Here is a 19,613-nt window from a genome sequence, read left to right on the forward strand (position 1 = left end):
TAATCCCTGGGTTGCGGGCTTGAGACGGTGGTTCTGAAATAAAATTACAGGATCTTGATGCCTCAGGCTCAGAAAAGCGCGATGGGTATGACCCATCATCATTGCCTGCCTAATTAATACTTATGTGGTGCTTCCTGCAATAGGGGCACTTGGCTGTTAAATATTCAGGCTGTTGAGATATTCCGTTTTAATGTGCAAAACCTACTGATTAATAAGGTTTTTTATATTTTTCGGCAGACTATTTCCGGTTTGCCGCCAAGCCATTTTTTTTAGCCAATATTCATATTTGCGTGGCCGATCACATAAATTGTTGAGTTGCATACTTGAAATTTTCTTACAGCGAAAACGTTTTGCGAAATATCCCCTCTTGAAAGCCGTTTCATGCAAGCGTTTGCCTGTTTCTGACGGAGAGAAATAGGCCGGCAGAAAAATACTCCTATGGAGCTATATTCGCGTTTGTCTGATTAAATTATTGGATTTGTTGAAAGTTTGCGATTTAAATGGAGCTTTAGTGGCGTTTTCCGTTCGTTTTTTGTGTCCAGGGTGATCGGGATCACTATTCCGGGTTCTTCCGCTGTGCTAGATTCCGCCCCTTTAGCGACACGATAATTAAACAACAGACAGAAAGCGGCCTGTGTACGCAGATTTGCACTGGCCATGGATGTGAATAACAACGAGAGAATTATGGACACCTTGATTGCGATGCTAAACGACCTGATGTGGGGAGCCGTGCTCATCTACCTGCTCATCGGGGTCGGTATCTTCTTCACCTTCCGCCTGGGTTTTATCCAGATCCGCCACTTCGGCCACATGTTCTCCGTGCTGAAAAACAGCCGCAAATCGGACAACGCCGGCATCTCCTCCTTTCAGGCTCTCTGCACCAGCCTTGCCGCCCGGGTCGGCACCGGCAATCTGGCCGGTGTGGCCGTTGCCATCTATCTGGGGGGCCCCGGTGCCATCTTCTGGATGTGGCTGATCGCCTTTATCGGCATGTCGACCGCCTTCGTCGAAAGCACTCTGGCCCAGCTCTACAAGGTCAAGGATGAGGATGGCAACTACCGTGGCGGCCCTGCCTACTACATGGAGAAGGGGCTTGGCATGCGCTGGATGGGGGTGCTCTTTTCGCTCTGCCTCATTCTGGCGTTTGGTCTGGTCTTCAATGCGGTGCAGGCCAACTCCATCAGTCTGGCGATGAAGGTGGCCTTCGGCATTCCTGACTGGGTCAGCGGTCTGGCACTGGTGGCGCTCTCCGGTCTCATCATCTTCGGCGGCATTCGCGGTATCGCCCGTTTTGCCGAGCTGGTGGTACCCTTCATGGCGCTGGCCTACATCCTGCTGGCGCTGGTCATCGTAGCCATGAATATCAGCGAGCTGCCCCACGTGATGATGCTGATCTTCAAATCTGCCTTCGGCATTGAGCAGGCTGGTTCGGGGGCGCTCGGCTATGCCATCTCCCAGGCGATGATCAACGGTATCAAGCGCGGTCTCTTCTCCAACGAGGCGGGGATGGGCTCGGCCCCCAACGCAGCGGCCACCGCCACTCCCTATCCGCCGCACCCGGCCTCACAGGGTTATGTGCAGATGCTGGGGGTCTTTATGGACACCATCATCATCTGCACCTGTACCGCTGCCATCATCCTGATGTCAGGCCAGTTTGAGCCGGGCTCCGGTGTGACCGGGGTGGAGCTGACCCAGCGGGCGCTCTCCTCCCAGATTGGTCATGGCGGCAATATCTTTATCGCGGCGGCCATCTTCTTCTTCGCCTTTACCTCCATCGTGGCGAACTACTCCTATGCCGAGACCAACCTGGTGTTCCTCGAGCACAACCACAAGGGCGGCCTGATGCTGTTCCGGATGTTTGTGCTGGGAATGGTGATGTTCGGCTCGGTAGGAGAGTTGCCGACCGTCTGGGCGATGGCGGATGTCTCCATGGGGTTGATGGCCATCGTCAACCTGGTGGCCATCCTGCTGCTCTCTGGCGTCGCCATCAAGCTGGCGAAGGATTACAACGACCAGCTCAGGCTGGGCAAGGTGCCTACCTTTGATGCCAACAAGTATCCCGAGATCCGCTCTCAGCTGGAAGAGGGTATCTGGGATAATCCCGTCAAAAAGTAATCCGTGTTGCATGATGTGCAAGAGAGGGGAGCCGGTGGCTCCCCTCTCTTTTTATGCCTTGTGTGATGCGCTTATGGCTGGCGATCCCAGCTCTGGCAAATCTGGTGCACTCGCCGTGTCAGCTGTCGCTGGCAGCGTTTCTGCTGATGGGCGGTGAGCGGCCCGTAACGCCAGCGCCGGTAGAGCCAGGCCGCCTGCAGCAAGGGGCGGGATAGAGCGGGACGCAGCGTTGCCAGTCGTTCACACCACTGGCCCAGCGTCTCGCCCGCTTGCACTGTGCAGCCGGCCGCTGTTCCCCGACGCAGCAGTGGCTGCCAGATCCGCAGGGTTGCGGGTTCGCGGGCAGGCCAGAGGAGCGGCAGGCTGACCATCAGAGCGACCAGCAGCAAACTGAGCAGGATAAGCCAGGGGATCTGCCCGGCCAGCGATGGCCAGCGCAGCGCAACCTGTTGCCAGAGCTGGCTGGCATCGTGCCCCAATACCCACCGGCTCCACTGGTAGTCGAGATTGTTGCCCCACCAACGCAACTGGTTGAGCAGGGCCCAACTGCGATAGCGCTGCAAAGAGAGGGGATCGGCGGCGGCAAACTGCTCGCCAAGCGCCTGCGCCATATTGCCCTCGATCCGATCCGGTGCGACGGCTGCGGTCGGGTCGATGCGCTGCCAATGCTGCTTCCGGTCGAGATACTCCACCCAGGCGTGGGCATCGAACTGGCGGACTGCCAGATAGCTGCCCTGCGGATTCCACTCGCCACCGAGGTAGCCGGTCACCAGTCGTGCCGGAATACCGGCTGCCCGCAGCACAAAGGCAGTTGCCATGGCGTAGTGGCCACAAAATCCCCGCCGGGTATCGAACAGAAAATCGTCCACCCCATCCGGGCCAAGCCGCGGCGGTGTCAGAGTATAGGTGTAAGGCTGGCTGCGAAATCGGGTCATCAGGGCCCCGACCAGCGCGCTCGGTTCGGGATAACGGTTGGCAAGCTCCCGGGCATAGGCCCGCGCCTGCGGGTTGCCCTTGGCAGGTAGCTGGAGGTTGCGCTGCCGTTCACGCTCTGTCGCGTCGGGGAGCGTCGCTGTGCTTGCCCGATAGCGGATGGCCAGATCGTTGCTCCCCTGTCGGTAGAGGGTTGCGATCGGAGTGGTTTGTACCGGCCCCGCCACCACGCGGGGCGCCGTCATGGCGAAGGCCCAGCGATGGCGCTGTGGCTCTGCGAGCACTTCATAGCTTCCCGCAGGCAGCGGGCTATCTGATAGCGTTGATGTCGCGTTCAGCAAGGGGACTGTTTGCTGCCATCTTTTCACCTCGGTGCTCAGTTGCCAGCGCCGTCCGTCAAAATACTCCTGCCGCATGACCGGAAAGTAGCGCTCGTACTGCGGCGGCGGGTCATCGGCAAAGGTGACGCGAAACACCAGCTCGGAGGAGCTGACCAGCTCGTTGATGTCGCCAGGGGCCACCTCTTCCGAGAGGCCTGTCAGGGCTCGGCTTGCGGTGGGCATCTGCCAGAGCGGTGGCAACCTTGGCAGCACGATAAAGAGGGTCAGCAGCAGGGGAAGGGCGAGCAGCAGGGCGCCGCCCGCGCTGCACCATGGACGCTTCTGCTGCGGGGCTGCGGCATTGACCAGTGCAGTGACCGCCAGCCAGAGCGAGAGTGCCAGCAACAGCGCCCAGCCGATGCTCTGGCGCTGCACCAGTGCCAGCGCAATCAGGAAGAAGGCGAGCAGCAGCACCTGTTCGACATCCCGATCGCGCCGGACCTCGATGAGCTTGAGGCTGTAGCCGAGCCAGAGCAGGTTGACCAGCGCGGGCAGGGTGCCCAATCCCCGCCACTGCAGCAGGAGCATCAGCAAACAGCCGATGGCCAGTATCGCCAGCACTCGTGCCGGTGGAGGCCGCCATCCGCGCCACAGCATCATGGCGCGGGTAAACAGGGTGATGGCGCCCACCGCCATGACCCATAGCTGTAGCTGGGGCCAGAGTGCGGCAATGATCAGCAGCTGTTGCAGGGCGATGAGGGGCAGCAGGCGCCGGTTATCGAGCAGCATCTGTTCTGCCCTCGTCTGCCGGGTTATCCAGTTGCGCCAGTGCCAGCAGGCAGCGCTGTACAAATGCGGGGCCGCTATCAGGCCCCAGCGTCTCCCGGGCCAGCGTCAGGGAGAAGAGGAGCCCCTGTTTGCCATAGTCGCAGCACCACCAGGCAAGTACCGCCAGCCGCTGCTCCAGATCGCCGCCTGCTACCCGCGACAGAGTGAGATGGCGGCCAGCCCGATGCGGCTCACAAAACTGTTTGCTCAACAGGCCGCGCCCCTGTGCCAGTTGCTTCCAAGCGATCCGGCTCATGGCTTCGCCCTGCTGGTGGGCCCGCAAGGTATCAAAGTCGCCAATCGCGGCTGGCAACATATCCCCCTGCTGCCCGTCGGCTGTGGTGCTCTCACCCTCCCGCAGCGGGCCATGGACAGCCTTGGGGTAGACCCACCCTTCGAGTTGCAGATCCGGCAGCGACCAGCAGCGAAAGAGGCCGAGGGGATAGCGGCTCTCGACTTTAAGCCGGCCAAGGGGCAGGCGACCGCGGCGCCGACCTGTGACCGGCAACAGCAGGTCGAGGGGCGTCGAGCCTATCTCGGCCTGCCAGAGCGCGCCATCACCCAGGGTGAACTTAACGCCGTAGATCGGGCGCGTGCTCTGTACCCGTATTCTGATGGGAAGCTGGCTGCCCGCCTCGCCGGTAGCTGTGGGTCCGCCCATCAAGGCCAGACCCAGCAGGTTGCGATGGGTGAGCCACATGGCCGTCATAAACAGGCTGCCGAGGCAGTAGGCGACCAGCAACACCAGATTGTTCTGGTAGTTGGTGCCGAGCAGGTAGATGGCGAGCAGTACCAGCAGATAGATCAACCCCATGCGGGTGGGCAGGATGAAGAGGCTGCGCGGCCCCAGCGTGATCTGGCGTGACGGGGGAATGCGGCGATCAAGCCAGCGCAGCTGCCAGCGATCCCTTAACCGGCGCCAGTCAGTCATGGCCGATCCGGATCGATGCTGGCCAGCAGCCGCTGGCTCAGGGGGCAGGCTTCGCCGTGCTGCACGCCAAAGCTGCCCCGCAGCCGATGCTCCGCCACATAGGGAAAGACCGCCTGCACATCCTCCACCGTGACGAAGCGTCGCCCCGCTGCCAGCGCCCAGGCCCGGCTCACTGCCAGCAGGGTCTGGGCCGCCCGGGGGGAGAGGGGCTGTGGCAGCTCGCCATCAAACCGGCTCTGCTGTACCAGTGCCAGCAGGTAGTCGAGGGTGGCATCCGAGAGGTGAATGGCCCCGGCTTCGGCTTGCAACAGGGCCAGGGCATCGGCGTCCAGCAGGCAGGGGAGAGGCTGGCTCAGCTGCTGGCCGCGCAGCAGTCTGCGCTCCGCCTCGCGAGGAGGGAAACCGAGTGAAAGCCGCACGGCAAAGCGGTCGAGCTGGGATTCGGGCAGGGGATAGGTACCCGCCTGATCGGCTGGGTTCTGGGTGGCGATGACGAAGAAGGGTGTTGGCAGCGGGTGAGTGTGGCCCTCGATGCTCACCTTCTGCTCGGCCATCGCCTCCAGCAGCGCGCTCTGCACCTTGGGGCTGGCGCGGTTGATCTCGTCGGCCAGCAACACCTGGGTGAAGATGGGGCCGGGGTGAAAGGTGAAGTGCTGCTGGCGGGGATCAAAGATCTGCAGGCCCAGCAAATCGGCAGGTAGCAGATCGGCGGTAAACTGCATCCGGCGGCAGCTCAGTCCCAATACCTGTGCCAGCGCCTGAGCCAGAGTGGTCTTGCCCATGCCGGGCAGATCCTCGATCAGCAGGTGGCCACGGGCCAGCAGGGTGACCAGTGCAACCTTGAGCTGCAGCGGTTTACCCAGAATGACCCGTTCCAGTGTTGTCAGCACCGCCGTGATCTGTTCCTGTGATTTCACTATTCCTCCCGCTTTCGCCTTGTCCGTATCTTGCTTCTCTCTTTTGGCTCCTACAGCTTATACGCCAGTCGCTCAGGGCGGGCTCAGTACGCCGTAAAACCATTGAAATTGCTTTTTTTCAATGACTTCACACCGACTTCACAGTTGTTCACGCTCAGCTCACCAAGCGTCCTTATGATGCACTTCTCAACTCACCACAAGACAGATGTCATGAAACAACCAACAACTCTCTCGCTGCTGACGCTGGGTTCCCTGCTGATCTCTTCATTTGCTTCTGCCGCGCAGGATGTTCCGCTCGCTACCATCGTGGACGGCACCATTCAACCCGTACTCAAGGAGTACCGGATCCCGGGAATGGCGGTTGCCGTACTGAAAGATGGCAAGGCCCACTACTTCAACTATGGCGTTGCCAACCGGGAGAGCGGTCAGCGCGTCAGCGAGCAGACCCTGTTCGAGATTGGTTCGGTCAGCAAGACCTATACCTCCACCCTCGGCGCCTACGCCGTGGTCAAGGGGGGCTTCAAGCTCGATGACAAGGTGAGCCGGCACGCGCCCTGGCTCAAGGGCTCCGCCTTTGATGGCATCACCATGGCCGAGCTCGCCACCTACAGCGCAGGCGGCTTGCCCCTGCAGTTCCCCGATGAGGTGGAATCGGTCGAGCAGATGCAGGCTTACTATCGCCAGTGGACGCCGGCCTATCAGCCGGGCAGCCATCGCCAGTACTCCAACCCCAGCATCGGCCTGTTCGGCTATCTGGCGGCGAGCAGCCTGCAGCAGCCATTTGCCCGCTTGATGGAGCAGACCCTGCTGCCTGGGCTGGGTATGCACCACACCTATCTCGAGGTGCCGAAGCAGGCCATGGGGGACTACGCCTATGGCTATTCGAAAGAGGACAAGCCCATCAGGGTCAATCCCGGTATGCTGGCCGACGAGGCCTACGGCATCAAGACCAGCTCGGCGGATCTGCTCGCCTTCGTGAAGGCCAATATCAGCGGGGTTGATGACAAGGCGTTGCAGCAGGCCATCTCCCTGACCCACCAAGGGCGCTACTCGGTAGGCGAGATGACCCAGGGACTGGGCTGGGAGAGTTATGCCTATCCCGTCAGCGAGCAGACGCTGCTGGCGGGCAACTCCTCGGCGGTGATTTACAATGCCAACCCGGTCAAACCTGTTGCCGCGTCCCAAGAGACGGGGGGGGCGCGACTCTACAACAAGACCGGCTCGACCAACGGCTTTGGTGCCTATGTTGCCTTTGTCCCGGCCAAGGGGATTGGCATCGTCATGCTGGCCAACCGCAACTATCCCAATGATGCCCGGGTCAAGGCGGCTTACGCCATTTTGAGCAAGCTGGCCGACTGATCACGGGGATAGCGTTTTACCGTAAGCAAGTGCGCCGGGATTGCCCTGCGCACTTTTTATCGCGTTTATTTTTACTCAGTTCATAGTTCTCTTCTGCCCGGCGGCTTGTCCATTCAGTTGCCTTAATCGCACATTGGCAGAAACAATATTTCCATTTTGGAATGTATCGATCGCCATCTCTTCACTAGGTGTGGTGGTAAGCCCCCCCTATAGTGCTCCGCATAGTCACTTGCTTGCCTGCTGTTTGCCGCGCTTTTGGCAGAACAGGGGCCAGATTTCTGTTACGGAGCCTCCATGAGAACTTTTCTGCTGTGCGCCTTTCTGATGATCATCCTCTATCCGGTCGGCATTGATCTCTATCTGGTCGCCGTCCCCCGGATTGCCGAGAGCCTGCAGGCCAATGAGGCGCAGATCCACACCGCCTTCTCCATCTACCTCTTTGGCATGGCTGCGACAGTCCTGTTGGGAGGCATGATTGCCGATCGTTATGGCCGTCGCCCCGTGGTGCTGGGTGGTGCCATCATATTTCTTGCCGCCTCGCTGGTGGCAGCCCATTCAACCGATGTCACCCAGTTTTATCTGGGGCGATTCTGGCAGGGGGTCGGGGCGGGGGCACTCTATATCATGACTTTTACCGTGTTGCGGGATGTGCTGAGCGAAGAGCGGCTGGCGATGGCACTCTCCATGATCAACGGGGTTATCTGCGTCATTCCGGTACTGGCGCCGGTGTTGGGCTACCTCATCCTCTCCCGTTTTCAATGGCAGGGGATCTTCATCACGATGGCTCTGGTGGCGGCATTGACCGGTCTGATCAACTTCCTGCTGCTCAAGGAGACCCGGCCGGCAAACAGACAGGAGAGTGCCGGCGGTTTGCCATTTACCTTGTTGCGCTCCCCGCGCTTTATGCTGATCTCGTTGCTGACCAGCACCAGCGTGACCGCCATTCTGGTCTACGTCAGTGTCTCTCCCCTGATCCTGATGCAGGAGCATGGGTTCTCCCCCGAGCAGTACTCCGTCGTCATGATGGTGATGGCAGGAGTGAGCATGTCGACCTCCTTCCTGACGCCACTGCTGTTGCGCTGGTTGGGCAAACAGCGAGTGCTGGCGCTCTCCCACCTTGCCTACCTGCTGGCGGCATGCCTGCTGCTGGGCAGCTGGTTGCGGGGCAATGATGTCACGCTGCTGCTGGCGGGCTTTGCACTGGTCTGTGTCGGCTTTTCCTGCGGCTTCGGGGTGGCCATGGGAAAAGCGCTGGATGGCTGCCAGCACAATGTGGCCTTCGCCAGCGCGGTGCTCTGCGTCATGCAGATCAGCCTGTCCGGCCTCTATATTTGGCTGACGGGGCAGCTGGGCTTTTCCCCGCTGGCTATGCTTTTCTGCTCCCTGCTGCTGACGCTGCTCAGTTACCTGGGAGTGAAAGGGCTGGTACCATGGCTTGCTGTTCGCGAAGCGCAATCGCGGGGATAAACTGGAATGAGGAGGGATATGCGTACGTTGGTTGAGCTCGATCTGAACCTGCTGATTGTATTCAAGTATCTGATGCAGGAGCGCAGTGTCGCCGGTGCAGCCAAGAGGCTCTGCGTCACCCCGTCGGCGGTTAGCAAGGCGCTGGCCAAGCTGCGGGAGTGGTTTGACGATCCCCTCTTTGTCCGGGTACGACAGGGGCTGCAGCCGACCAATCTCTCCCTGACGCTGGAAGAGGAGCTCAAGGTCTGGTATCAGCTGACCGACAGCATCACCTCGCTCAACAGCGAGGCGATCCCTGATGGTGCCCGCTTCAGTCTGGTGATGGAGTCCCCCTTCTACATCAGCTTCCTGAGCGATCTGCCGATGACCATCTACGAAAAGTATCCCAACTCGGTGGTCAGGATGCTGGGTTGGGATCATCACTCGCTCAACGACATCGTCAATGGCGATGCCGATCTCGGTTTTTGTGCCCGGGAGACCTATTCCCGCTCCCGGGCCAAGGTAAACCGGCTGCCCTATTACATCGATCACGAAGTGTTGTTCAGCGATCGTCCAGTCGCTTTTCTGCGTAAGGATCACCCCCTGCTGCAGCAGAAGTGGTCGTTGGAGAATTTTCTGGCTTGTCCCCAGGTCAGCATGGTGTGGGAAGCGAATGATACCTGGGCTCTTGATAGTCTGTTGGAGGACGAGGGGCTGAAGCGGGAGGTGCCCATCATGGTCTCCAGCTTCGAGCAGGCGCTGCATATTGCCGCCCAGTCTAGTCACGAGCTTATCGCGGTGGCGCCCTCCTACTGCGGGGGGTATGCGGCCAGGCACCATGCCAACCTGATTGCCATGCCCTTGCCACTGCCGGAGAAACTCTATCAACAGCTGGAGATCGCTTTTATCCTGCTCTGGCACAAGCGGCACAATCAGGATGCCAAGGTAATGTGGCTGCGCAACGAGATAAGGCGGCTCTACAATCGCGAGTCGGAATAATTGAATGGATAAAAACCGGAGCGCTTGCTCCGGTTTTTTTATGCGCGCTGAATAGCTGATACTGATAAAAATGTATTTATATTGATACATTCTCTTAACACTGATTCCGTAATGGAACGTTCTGACTTCCTGTTTTGCTATAGACTCTATACCTCCCTCTGTTAGATACTGCCACTTATAATAAACGCCTCTGCATTGCACTGAAAATATTGTTTTCTGTGTATGCCAGAGGCTACGCAGTAATTACAATATTAATAATATTGACTTGTTTGATATTATTACCCTGTTCTACATCTGGATGTTTATTCAGGGGGCGTCTATTAGTATTTGAACCCTCATGAAGTAAATTATTACGACTTTTATTTTTATTTATACCCAAAAAGCTCTATTTGACCCCATGGTTATAGCAGTAAAGGTTCGATGTGGTTGGTGAGTGGAACTGAAAAGGTTGTTTATATGATTAATTGCAAAACTATAACGGTCATCAGTTTATTGACAGTATTACTCTGTGGCTGTGCCAAGAATACTGTTCACTCTGATGGCTCACAGACTATTGCACTTAATAAAGGTGCGATTATCCATTCAGAAGAGATTACCAGCCATTTCTTCTTTTCTGATGTCGACTTCGGTCTAAATGACAAAATTGATGCGGCAGCTATTTGTCATGGTGTTGAAAATGTCGTGCAGATAGAGACAAAACGGGGATTTTGGGACTCTGTGTTTGGCAGTTTGAGCGCAGGCCTGTATGCGCCTCGTACGACAAGAATTGATTGCGCAGGATGACAAAGAGAGGATACCGAGGGTGTGAAAACAGAATATTATATTGTCGGTTGCGCTTGGTGTAGGAGCTTTTTATATTTGTAGTTATAACTAATATAAAGTCGTTCTAGTAAAAATAAAAACCAAAATGCTCCAGAGCAATTGGATAATATAGATGGATGGTGTGGTTGCTTATATCGCAATCATTTAAAAATGACGGGGGGGCAGAGATGCTGGTGATTGGTTTCCCGAATCTGGAAGGTCTCTTCTTTGTGGTGCCAAAGAGCTAGGCAAAGTTTGAGTCGTCACAAATCAGGTTGATGGCAGTACGGGAATTAGTCTCTTGCTGTTGAGGTTCAACGGCAAGCCATTCTATCGGCCCGTCATTACGCTGCGATGGCAAGCGTTATGACGGGCCGCTATTGTATCAAGGCAGCTATGGCTAATGCCTGACGAGAAGAGATATGCGTGCGCTCAAAGATCTTGATTTGAATCTGCTGGTGCTTTTCAAATACCTGCTGGCTGAGCGCAGTGTGGCCGGTGCGGCCAAGCTGCTCAATGTTACGCCTTCCACGGTGAGCAAGGGATTGGCCAAGTTGCGGGAGTGGTTTGCCGATCCGCTTTTTGTGAGAGGGCGCAGGGGGTTGCAACCTACCAATCTTGCCTTGACGTTGGGGGATGAGCTGGAACTCTGGTTCCAGCTTACCGGGGTGATCGCCTCGCTTAATCGTGATGCTATCCCCGATGGGGCTCGCTTCAGTCTGATGGTGCAATCCCCTTTCTATCTACTCAGTGACCTGCCCATCAAAATTCATGAGAAGTACCCCAACTCGATAGTCAAGATGCTGGCATGGAATCGCCACTCCCTTGGCGACCTTGTCAATGGCGACGCAGATTTGGGTGTCTGTGTGCGCGAAAGTTACGACCGCTCTCTGCTCAAACTGGGTAATCTTCCCTACTACATCGATCATGAAGAGCTCTTTTGCGACAGGCCCGTAGTCTTCCTGCGCAGAGATCATCCGCTGCTTCGGCAACTGTGGTCGCTGGAGAACTTTTTGGCCTGTTCCCATTGCAGCGTGGTGCTGGAGGTCAAAGAGACATGGAGTCTGGATATGTTGCTGGAGGATGAAGGGCTCAAGCGAAATGTATCCGTGATGGTATCCAGCTTCGAGCAGGCTCTGTATATGGCAGCCCAGTCGCAGCAGGAGCTTATTGCGGTTGCGCCCTCCTACTGCACCGCGTTTGCGGCCAAATATCATCCCAATCTCGTTACCTTGCCGCTACCTCTGCCCGAGCGCCTCTACAGCAAGCTGGAACTCACTTTTATCCTGCTTTGGCACAAGCGGCATAATCAGGACTCAAAGGTTAGGTGGTTACTGCAGGAGATAAGGCGGCTCTATCAGCGAGCGCCAGCCCGGGGGGCTACCTGAATTCAGCCGGCGGATCTGCGCCGGCTTTTTTGTGCCTGCCAGTTGTCCTGAGTCTGCGATAGCAGCACAGAGAGCCATTTGCTGTCGTTCAATACACAGAATAGAAGATAAATCACGTCTTGAGTGACACTCTTTGCAAGAGAATTTGTAATCCTGTTTCATTAGAAAACATCATGAAAGTCGGGTTTTAAAGTGTGATCAACCATTAAGTCAGTTAATTGCCAGTGACATAACATGCCTCACCTTGAAATGACGGGGCGTGCCCCCTTATTGCTGCTCGCCCCTTTGCGGTGCATCAGTGTCGCTTCTTGCCCCACTTAGCACCTTGAAGATGACGAATGAAACATCTGTTGCCAGATATCGAGCGGCGGCTTGCCGGCACAGGGCAAGGTCGCAGCCGGGTGGCTTGGCAGGTATTTCATTTCATGGGCTCACCGCCATCAGATTAATAACAATAAGCAGCTATCAAGGCAGGTTACTATGCGTCCAGCAACAGCACCGACCGGGTTGTTACAACAGCCCAAACCCTTCTTCATGATATTTTTTGTCGAACTCTGGGAGCGCTTCGGTTATTACGGCGTGCAGGGGATCCTGGCAGTTTTCTTTGTACAGCAACTGGGTTTTTCCCAGGAGCAGTCGTTTATCACCTTCGGTGCCTTTTCGGCGCTGGTGTATGGCCTTATCTCGATCGGTGGTTATGTTGGCGACCATATTCTCGGGACCAAGCGCACCATGGTATTGGGGGCGGTTGTACTGGTTATCGGCTATTTCATGACCGGCATGTCGATTTACAATCCTGACCTGATTTTCTATGCGCTCGGTACCATCGCGGTCGGCAACTGCCTGTTCAAGGCCAACCCGGCCAGTCTGCTCTCCAAATGTTATGCCCCGAAGGATCCGCGGCTGGATGGTGCCTTTACCCTCTTCTACATGTCGATCAATATTGGCTCGCTTATCTCCCTGTCGCTGGCTCCGGTCATCGCCGATCACTACGGCTATACCGTCACCTACAACCTCTGCGGTGTCGGGCTGGTGATTGCGCTGCTCACCTTCTTTGCCTGCCGCAATATGGTGAAAGACATTGGCTCCGAGCCGGATCATCTGCCCCTCAACTACGGTAAGTTGCTGATGGTATTGGCTGGCTCGGTGGTCATGGTCTTCTTCTGTGCCTGGTTGATGCACCACGTAGTGATCGCCAACATGGTGCTGATGACGGTGACTATCGCCGTGGTAATTGTCTTTTTTCGCGAGGCGTTCAAGCTCGACACCGTGGGTCGCAACAAGATGTATGTGGCCTTCGTGCTGATGCTGGAGGCGGTGCTCTTCTATGTGCTGTACGCCCAGATGCCGACTTCACTGAACTTCTTTGCCATCAACAACATGCATCACGAGATGCTGGGCATGAGCGTCAACCCGGTCAGCTTCCAGGCGCTCAACCCCTTCTGGGTGGTGGTGGGTAGCCCGGTGCTGGCGGTGATCTATACCCGGATGGGCAGCAAGGGGCGGGATCTCACCATGCCGCTCAAATTTACCCTCGGGATGTTCTTCTGCTCGCTCGGTTTCCTGACCGCCGCTTCTTCCGGCTGGTGGTTTGCCGATGAGCAGGGTCTCACCTCGCCCTGGTTTATGGTGCTTATTTACCTGTTCCAGAGCATCGGCGAGCTGATGATCAGTGCGCTGGGTCTGGCCATGGTGGCAGCGCTGGTGCCGCAACGCCTGATGGGTTTTATCCTCGGGATGTGGTTCCTGACCCAGGCGATGGCATCACTGCTTGGGGGCTATGTCGCCACCTTCACCGCCGTACCGCAAGGGATTACGGATCCGCTGCTGACTTTGCCCATCTATACCGGCGTGTTTGGCAAGATCGGGATAGCGACCCTGATTATCGCCGTGGTGATGGGCCTGATGGTGCCCTGGCTGAACCGGATGATGAATGCCGCACCGCAGGAGGAAGAGGGGCTGCTGGCGCCGCAGTCACAGGCGTGACGGGGAGATAGATGCAAACAAGGCAGGGGCACACCCCCTGCCTTGTTGTTGATGGCTTAGTTGTACTGCTCTTCCATCCAGGCTTCGACGATCAGCTGCGCCGATACGCCGTCCACGCTGCCCTTCTCCAGCGCGCGATATCCACCCTGTTCGAAGAGACGGGCACGGGCGTCCGTGGTGGTGAGTCGCTCATCCTTGAACTCGACCGGTTTGCCGAAGCGACCATGCAAGCGGTTGCCGAACTTGCGGGCACGAACCGTGATCTCCTGATCGGTGCCATCCATGTTCAGGGGCAGGCCGACAATGAGCAGATCCGGTTGCCACTCCTTGAGCAGCTTCTCGATTTCGTCCCAGTTGGGGATGCCGTCATTGGCCTTGAGGGCGCGCAAGGGACGGGCAGTGCCGGTCAGCTCCTGGCCGATGGCAACGCCAATGCTCTTGGTGCCGTAGTCAAAGCCCATGATGCTGCGTGATGACATGAAAAATCCTCGAAATAAAGCGGGGTTCGCCAGCGGCTCAGCTGTGGCCTACATCGCTGGAGAGATGGATCGGATTAACCCCGATGCTGGCGGCAGCCTGCTGCCACCGTTTGTGGATGGGGGTTTTGAAGATAAGGTCAGGATTGGGCGGAATCACCAGCCAGGCGCCATCAACCAGCTCCTGTTCCAGCTGTCCGGCACTCCAGCCAGCGTAACCAAGCGCCACCAGCCAATGATCGGGAGCCTCACTCGTACCCAGGGTTTCCAGTATATCCTTTGAAGTGGTCACCATCATTTCGTCCCCCACCTGCATCGTTGAGCCGAAACCGGGGCGGAAGCTGTGCAGTACAAAGCCACGATCGGCGTGCACCGGCCCCCCTTGCACCACCGGCTGCTTGAGTTCCGCAACGGTCGGGGGCGTGAGCTTGAGCTGGGTCAGCATGGCCTCAACGGACATGTCGACCGGGATGTTGACGACCAGCCCCATGGCGCCCTCTTCGTTGTGTTCGCACAAGTAGACCAGCGAACGCTCGAAATAGGGGTCCGAGAGGCTTGGCATGGCAAGAAGAAAGTGATTTTGCAGTGTTTGCATATGGGCCAGATATTGCAAAGGTATTTGCGGCAATTATGGCAGCTCGACTCTGTGGGCAAAACCGCTTTTTATCGAAGGCGTGCCGGCCCGCCATTTATCCGGGTAGGGAGAGAAAACCATGGAAGGGATTTCAATCAGGCAGAAGTTGATTCTGGGTTGTGTGGTGCCTCTGCTGGCACTGTTGGCCTTGCTGGTGGGGGCAACCCAGGCGATGTCCCAGCTGATGGCAGGCATGAACGCCATGTACCAGGGGGAGGTGGTGCAACTGAAGGAGCTCAAGCACATTGCCGATCTCTACGCCGTCAACGTCATTGATGCCACCAACAAGGCCAATGTGGGCGGCTTTACGCCGGAGAAGGCGAAAGCGGCCATCATGCAGGCTCAGCACGATGTGACCCAGGGATGGCAGAATTACCGCAACATGGCGATGGATCAGGGGGAGACGCAGGAGGCGGATCGGGTGCAGATGCTCTTCGCTGCGGCCGATCAGCAGATTGCCGCCGTATTGCAGGTGCTTGATGGCGGGCCGGAGGAGGTACGCGCGCATCTTGGTGCCCGGATCATGCCCCTCTATGGTGCCATCGACCCCCTCAGCGATGCGGTCAGCGCTCTGGTGCAGTATCAGCTGACCGCTGCCGAACAGAGCATGACCGAGCTGACCCAGCTCAAGGATCGCCTCTTCCAGCTCTTTCTCCTGCTGTTTCTGATCGGGGGCGGTTGCGTGCTCTTCTTCGGCATGTGGGCCGGCCGCAGCGTGAGTCAGCCGCTGGCGGCAATGAGTCAGGTGCTGCGCGGCATGCAGACCGAGCTCGATCTGAGCCAACAGGCGCCGGTATTGCGTAAGGACGAGATGGGGGCGCTGGCCCAATCGCTTAATCAGGTGATCAGCCACTTCCGCGGTTTGATTAACCAGATCAACGAGATGGCGGAGCACCTTGCCAAGGAGTCCGCTCGTCTTGCTCATATCGGGATGGAGAGCCGCCAGCGCTTTGCCCAGCAGCAGGCCGAGACCGATCAGAGCGCGACGGCCATGAACCAGATGAGCGCGACCGTGGCCGAGGTGGCTAACAGCTCGTCCGGAGCGGCCGATGCGGCCAGGGTGGCCGACCAGAGTGCCCGTCACGGTCATGAAGTGGTGGAAGATGCCATCCAGCACATGTCCTCCCTCTCTTCCCATATCCAGAGTACGGCGGCGATGATCACCCAGCTGGCCGATGACAGCCGCGATATCAGCAGCGTGATGGATGCCATTCGCGGCATTGCCGAGCAGACCAACCTGCTGGCGCTCAACGCCGCCATCGAAGCGGCGCGGGCAGGGGATCAGGGGCGCGGTTTTGCGGTAGTGGCGGATGAGGTGCGTACACTCTCCCAGCGTACCCAGCGCTCGACTGAAGAGATCGGCAAGACCATCGTCAAGCTGCAGCAGGGGGCGAGCGAGGCCGCCAACAGCATGATGCACGGGCTGGAGCAGGTCGAGGAGTCCAACCGCACCGTGCTTGCCTGTGGCAAGGCGCTCGGCGAGATCGTCACCTCGGTGGAGATGATCAACGAGCTCAATACCCATATCGCCACCGCCGCCGAGGAGCAGAGCAAGGTGGCCGAGGATATCACCCGCAACGTGGTCAATATTGCCCAGATTGCGACCGAGTCGACGGCAGCTGCCTCCGATATGAACCAGAGTTGTCACGAGCTGGAGCTGCTATCGAGCGATCTCAAGCTGAAGGTGGGGCAGTTCCGCTGTTAAGCCTTCCTACCAATGAGCAAGGCATGAAATAGAAGAGGCGGCCCCGGGGCCGCCTCTTTGCATTAACACTCGCTCACTACATCGAGCAGCAATTTAACTGTGGCGGGCTCAGGCCTTGGCCAGTCGGCGCTCGATGGCATCCATCAGCATGCCGGTAATGTGCACGTCGAAGGCCGCTTCAATCTCGCGAATGCAGGTCGGGCTGGTGACGTTAATCTCGGTCAGGCGGTCCCCGATGATATCGAGGCCGACGAAGATGAGCCCCTTCTCTTTCAACGTCGGGCCCACCGCGCGGGCGATGGCCCAGTCGGCTTCGCTCAGGGGACGTGCTTCACCACGGCCACCGGCCGCCAGATTGCCACGGGTTTCCCCCTGCGCCGGAATGCGCGCCAGACAGTAGGGAACCGGTTCGCCGTCCACTACCAGTACCCGCTTGTCGCCATCCTTGATGGCGGGCAGATAGGTCTGCGCCATGCAGTACTGGCTGCCGTGGGCGGTCAGGGTTTCGATAATCACGCCGACGTTGGCGTCATCCTCCTTCATGCGGAAGATGGAGGCGCCGCCCATGCCGTCCAGCGGCTTCAAGATCACGTCTTTGTGCTTCGCGTGGAAGGCGCGCAGCTTGTCGGCGCGGCGGGTCACCAGCGTGGTCGGGGTGTGCTCGGCAAACCAGGCGGTGTAGAGCTTCTCGTTGGCGTCGCGCAGGCTCTGCGGCTTGTTGACGATAAGGCAACCCTCATCCTCGGCCCGCTCCAGCATGTAGGTGGCATAGATAAATTCGGTGTCGAACGGCGGATCCTTGCGCATCAGGATCACATCGAGGTTGGAGAGGGGCTGATCCACCACCTCGCCCAGGGTGTACCAGTCGGCATAGTCATATTTGACGGTGAGCGGGCGCATGGTGCCAAAGGCGCGACCGGCTTCCATGTAGAGATCCTTCATCTCCAGATAGAAGAGCTCATAGCCGCGCTTTTGCGCCTCTTCGAGCATGGCAAAGCTGGAATCTTTCTTGATGTTGATGGCCGAGATGGGGTCCATCACGATGCCGAGTTTAATGGTCATCCGCTGTTCCTTCTTAATGGCTCGATAGGGTTGTAGGGTCGATTAGCGCAGCGTAATCGGCCGCTTGCGGCTGCGTCGATGCAGCCATAGGGCTGATTGATGCGGCCGATAGTATCAAGCGAGATCGCCAAAGCGGCACTGCAGCGCAGTAATCGCCGTCAGGGCGGCGGTTTCGGTGCGCAGCACCCGCGGCCCCAGCAGCATCTCTTTGAAATCTTCCTGCACGGTACGGGCGATCTCGTCGCTCGACAATCCCCCTTCCGGGCCAATCAGCAGGCGCACGCCGTGCTCGGGAACGGGCAGGGTGTTGATGCTGTACTCGGCGCGCGGGTGCAGGTTGAGCTTGAGCTCCTTGGTCTCTTCCGCGAGCCAGGCGTCGAGCTCCATCGGCATACGCACCTCGGGCACCACGTTGCGGCCGCACTGTTCGCAGGCGCTGATCACCACCTTCTGCCACTGCTCGCGCTTCTTCTCCAGTCGATCGGCTGGCAGCTTGACGCCGCAGCGCTCGGAGAAGAGCGGGGTGATGCAGGTGACGCCCAGCTCCACCGATTTCTGGATGGTGAAGTCCATCTTGTCGCCGCGGCTGATCACCTGACCCAAGTGGATGGCCAGCGGTGACTCCACTGATTGGACGTCGCAGCTGTCGATGGTCACTTCCACCGACTTCTTGCCGACGCTGGCGATGGTGGCGGGATATTGATTGCCATCGCCGTTGAACAGCTCGAGCTGCTGGCCCGGCTGCATGCGCAGTACCCGGCCGATATGGTTGGCGCCGTCTTCCGACAGGGCGATGGTCTGGCCAACTTGCAGGGTGGCCGGTTCATAGATACGTGGAATGCGCATGTCTGCTAGTCAGTCTCTTGCTTGGAAACCCTTCATATCCTGCGGCGAGCAAGGCTCACGCGGCAGAAGGAAAGAGTTTCATGATAGGAGGGGCGATCCCCCTCCCTGGTCAAATGGGGTTATTGGCACTGCTTTTCAATAAAGGGATTGGTATTGCCCTGCAGCTTGCCGATGCGGCGGTTACGCTCGCACTCCCAGCCCTCTGCCGGGTACTGGCGATCCCAAGCTTCGAACAGTTTACGCTGTTGCGCTGCCAGACGCAGCCCATACTGCTCGCTCATGTAGAGGTAGGCGCGGGCGATCTGACCCCGTACCGGCCCCTTGGGCGGCTGCACCCGGCGCTCCTTGAAATCCACCAGCATCTGGCACTGGCCGTACTGATCCGGCTTGCCGTTCCAGTCGGAGAAGCGGAAGTTGGCGCGATCGCCGTTCACCTCGCCAATGGCGGGGAAGAGGTTGTGCATGTCCCCCTCCATCTTGTTGAACTCCGGGCTCACTTTCTCGCAGTTCTTGCGACCGCCATCCTGCCAGCACTGCAGCTGGTGGCCAAACTCCCAGGCGGGGACCACGTGCTCCCACTCGATACGGGCGGCCCGCTTGGGCTGCTTGCGCGGCTCATAGCCGCAGCTGGCGAGATCCGGGCTCATTTTCTTGCCCTGATAGTTGATGTCACAGCCGCAGTAGAAGGTGGTCGCGTCTGGCTGGCTGCGGTAGAGCTTGACCAGATCCTGCTTGGCTTCGCGAAAGGTCTGGGCGTGCAGAGGCGCGCTGAGCAGCGGCAAACCGGCCAGCAGGGTCAGGGCGAGGGAGGAGATGAAACGCATGGGATTCCTTGCAAACGGGATGATTGACGAACGATGGCGGGCA

General features: G+C 58.2%; 16 protein-coding genes. 8 read left to right on the forward strand and 8 right to left on the reverse strand.

Annotated elements, in window-relative coordinates; all coding sequences use genetic code 11:
* Positions 1-684: 684 nt before the first annotated feature.
* Positions 685-2,115, forward strand: coding sequence for a sodium:alanine symporter family protein (locus AAHA41_RS01535; RefSeq protein WP_041208088.1), 1,431 nt, complete (start codon positions 685-687; stop codon positions 2,113-2,115).
* A 71-nt stretch (positions 2,116-2,186) separates the two neighbouring features.
* On the opposite strand, the gene AAHA41_RS01540 is transcribed toward AAHA41_RS01535, so the two are convergent.
* Genes AAHA41_RS01540 through AAHA41_RS01550 form a run of 3 tightly spaced genes read right to left on the reverse strand, consistent with a single transcriptional unit; the run spans position 2,187 to position 6,044 of the window.
* A complete protein-coding gene (locus tag AAHA41_RS01540; protein ID WP_323070341.1) occupies positions 2,187-4,157 on the reverse strand; it encodes a DUF3488 and DUF4129 domain-containing transglutaminase family protein in 1,971 nt (656 codons plus the stop codon).
* On the reverse strand, positions 4,144-5,127 hold the full coding sequence (locus AAHA41_RS01545) for a DUF58 domain-containing protein (RefSeq protein WP_323070342.1): 984 nt from the start codon (positions 5,125-5,127) through the stop codon (positions 4,144-4,146). The genes AAHA41_RS01540 and AAHA41_RS01545 overlap by 14 nt, the downstream gene beginning before the upstream one ends.
* Positions 5,124-6,044: an AAA family ATPase gene (locus tag AAHA41_RS01550; protein ID WP_323070343.1), complete on the reverse strand. Its 921-nt coding sequence runs from the start codon at positions 6,042-6,044 to the stop codon at positions 5,124-5,126. The genes AAHA41_RS01545 and AAHA41_RS01550 overlap by 4 nt, the downstream gene beginning before the upstream one ends.
* Before the next feature lie 210 nt (positions 6,045-6,254).
* Between AAHA41_RS01550 and ampC the strand changes: the two genes are divergently transcribed.
* From ampC to dtpB, 6 genes are all read left to right on the forward strand, one after another.
* Positions 6,255-7,403, forward strand: a complete 1,149-nt coding sequence (gene ampC, locus AAHA41_RS01555; protein WP_323070344.1) for an FOX/MOX family class C beta-lactamase — start codon at positions 6,255-6,257, stop codon at positions 7,401-7,403.
* Between the two features lie 294 nt (positions 7,404-7,697).
* Positions 7,698-8,870: an MdtL family multidrug efflux MFS transporter gene (locus AAHA41_RS01560; protein WP_323070345.1), complete on the forward strand. Its 1,173-nt coding sequence runs from the start codon at positions 7,698-7,700 to the stop codon at positions 8,868-8,870.
* Positions 8,871-8,888: 18 nt separating this feature from the next.
* A complete protein-coding gene (yidZ, locus tag AAHA41_RS01565) occupies positions 8,889-9,848 on the forward strand; it encodes an HTH-type transcriptional regulator YidZ (protein WP_323070346.1) in 960 nt (319 codons plus the stop codon).
* Between the two features lie 429 nt (positions 9,849-10,277).
* Positions 10,278-10,631 carry a hypothetical protein gene (locus AAHA41_RS01570; protein ID WP_323070347.1) on the forward strand — a complete coding sequence of 118 codons (354 nt, stop codon included), beginning with the start codon at positions 10,278-10,280 and terminating at the stop codon, positions 10,629-10,631.
* A gap of 440 nt (positions 10,632-11,071) precedes the next feature.
* Complete coding sequence (yidZ, locus tag AAHA41_RS01575; RefSeq protein ID WP_041208097.1) at positions 11,072-12,037, forward strand: HTH-type transcriptional regulator YidZ; 966 nt, start codon at positions 11,072-11,074, stop codon at positions 12,035-12,037.
* A gap of 480 nt (positions 12,038-12,517) precedes the next feature.
* Positions 12,518-14,023, forward strand: coding sequence for a dipeptide/tripeptide permease DtpB (gene dtpB / locus AAHA41_RS01580; protein ID WP_323070348.1), 1,506 nt, complete (start codon positions 12,518-12,520; stop codon positions 14,021-14,023).
* Positions 14,024-14,079: 56 nt separating this feature from the next.
* On the opposite strand, the gene ruvX is transcribed toward dtpB, so the two are convergent.
* Positions 14,080-14,502 carry a Holliday junction resolvase RuvX gene (gene ruvX / locus AAHA41_RS01585; RefSeq protein ID WP_033116074.1) on the reverse strand — a complete coding sequence of 141 codons (423 nt, stop codon included), beginning with the start codon at positions 14,500-14,502 and terminating at the stop codon, positions 14,080-14,082.
* A 37-nt stretch (positions 14,503-14,539) separates the two neighbouring features.
* Complete coding sequence (locus AAHA41_RS01590) at positions 14,540-15,094, reverse strand: YqgE/AlgH family protein (RefSeq protein WP_043849418.1); 555 nt, start codon at positions 15,092-15,094, stop codon at positions 14,540-14,542.
* Between the two features lie 118 nt (positions 15,095-15,212).
* On the opposite strand from AAHA41_RS01590, the gene AAHA41_RS01595 reads away from it, so the two are divergent.
* A complete protein-coding gene (locus tag AAHA41_RS01595) occupies positions 15,213-16,838 on the forward strand; it encodes a methyl-accepting chemotaxis protein (protein ID WP_323070349.1) in 1,626 nt (541 codons plus the stop codon).
* Positions 16,839-16,946: 108 nt separating this feature from the next.
* Here AAHA41_RS01595 and gshB read toward each other — a convergent pair whose 3' ends face one another.
* From gshB to AAHA41_RS01610, 3 genes are all read right to left on the reverse strand, one after another.
* Positions 16,947-17,900 (reverse strand): glutathione synthase, encoded by a 954-nt coding sequence (gene gshB / locus AAHA41_RS01600; RefSeq protein ID WP_040098063.1) that lies wholly within the window; start codon positions 17,898-17,900, stop codon positions 16,947-16,949.
* Between the two features lie 114 nt (positions 17,901-18,014).
* Positions 18,015-18,746, reverse strand: a complete 732-nt coding sequence (rsmE, locus tag AAHA41_RS01605; protein WP_005343824.1) for a 16S rRNA (uracil(1498)-N(3))-methyltransferase — start codon at positions 18,744-18,746, stop codon at positions 18,015-18,017.
* 119 nt (positions 18,747-18,865) lie between these two features.
* Entirely contained in the window at positions 18,866-19,570 is a 705-nt protein-coding gene (locus AAHA41_RS01610) for an endonuclease (protein WP_043849340.1), read from the reverse strand.
* Positions 19,571-19,613: the final 43 nt, after the last annotated feature.

This window comes from Aeromonas sp. SER (assembly GCF_038739615.1).
Taxonomy (GTDB): Bacteria; Pseudomonadota; Gammaproteobacteria; order Enterobacterales; family Aeromonadaceae; genus Aeromonas; species Aeromonas jandaei.

Coding starts and splice junctions, on each gene's coding strand:
- AAHA41_RS01610 (WP_043849340.1), bottom strand. CDS start 19,570: ATGCGTTTCATCTCCTCCCTCGCCCTGACCCTGCTGGCCGGTTTGCCG.
- dtpB (WP_323070348.1), top strand. CDS start 12,518: ATGCGTCCAGCAACAGCACCGACCGGGTTGTTACAACAGCCCAAACCC.
- rsmE (WP_005343824.1), bottom strand. CDS start 18,746: ATGCGCATTCCACGTATCTATGAACCGGCCACCCTGCAAGTTGGCCAG.
- AAHA41_RS01560 (WP_323070345.1), top strand. CDS start 7,698: ATGAGAACTTTTCTGCTGTGCGCCTTTCTGATGATCATCCTCTATCCG.
- ampC (WP_323070344.1), top strand. CDS start 6,255: ATGAAACAACCAACAACTCTCTCGCTGCTGACGCTGGGTTCCCTGCTG.
- AAHA41_RS01535 (WP_041208088.1), top strand. CDS start 685: ATGGACACCTTGATTGCGATGCTAAACGACCTGATGTGGGGAGCCGTG.
- ruvX (WP_033116074.1), bottom strand. CDS start 14,502: ATGTCATCACGCAGCATCATGGGCTTTGACTACGGCACCAAGAGCATT.
- gshB (WP_040098063.1), bottom strand. CDS start 17,900: ATGACCATTAAACTCGGCATCGTGATGGACCCCATCTCGGCCATCAAC.
- AAHA41_RS01545 (WP_323070342.1), bottom strand. CDS start 5,127: ATGACTGACTGGCGCCGGTTAAGGGATCGCTGGCAGCTGCGCTGGCTT.
- AAHA41_RS01590 (WP_043849418.1), bottom strand. CDS start 15,094: ATGCAAACACTGCAAAATCACTTTCTTCTTGCCATGCCAAGCCTCTCG.
- yidZ (WP_323070346.1), top strand. CDS start 8,889: ATGCGTACGTTGGTTGAGCTCGATCTGAACCTGCTGATTGTATTCAAG.
- yidZ (WP_041208097.1), top strand. CDS start 11,072: ATGCGTGCGCTCAAAGATCTTGATTTGAATCTGCTGGTGCTTTTCAAA.
- AAHA41_RS01540 (WP_323070341.1), bottom strand. CDS start 4,157: ATGCTGCTCGATAACCGGCGCCTGCTGCCCCTCATCGCCCTGCAACAG.
- AAHA41_RS01595 (WP_323070349.1), top strand. CDS start 15,213: ATGGAAGGGATTTCAATCAGGCAGAAGTTGATTCTGGGTTGTGTGGTG.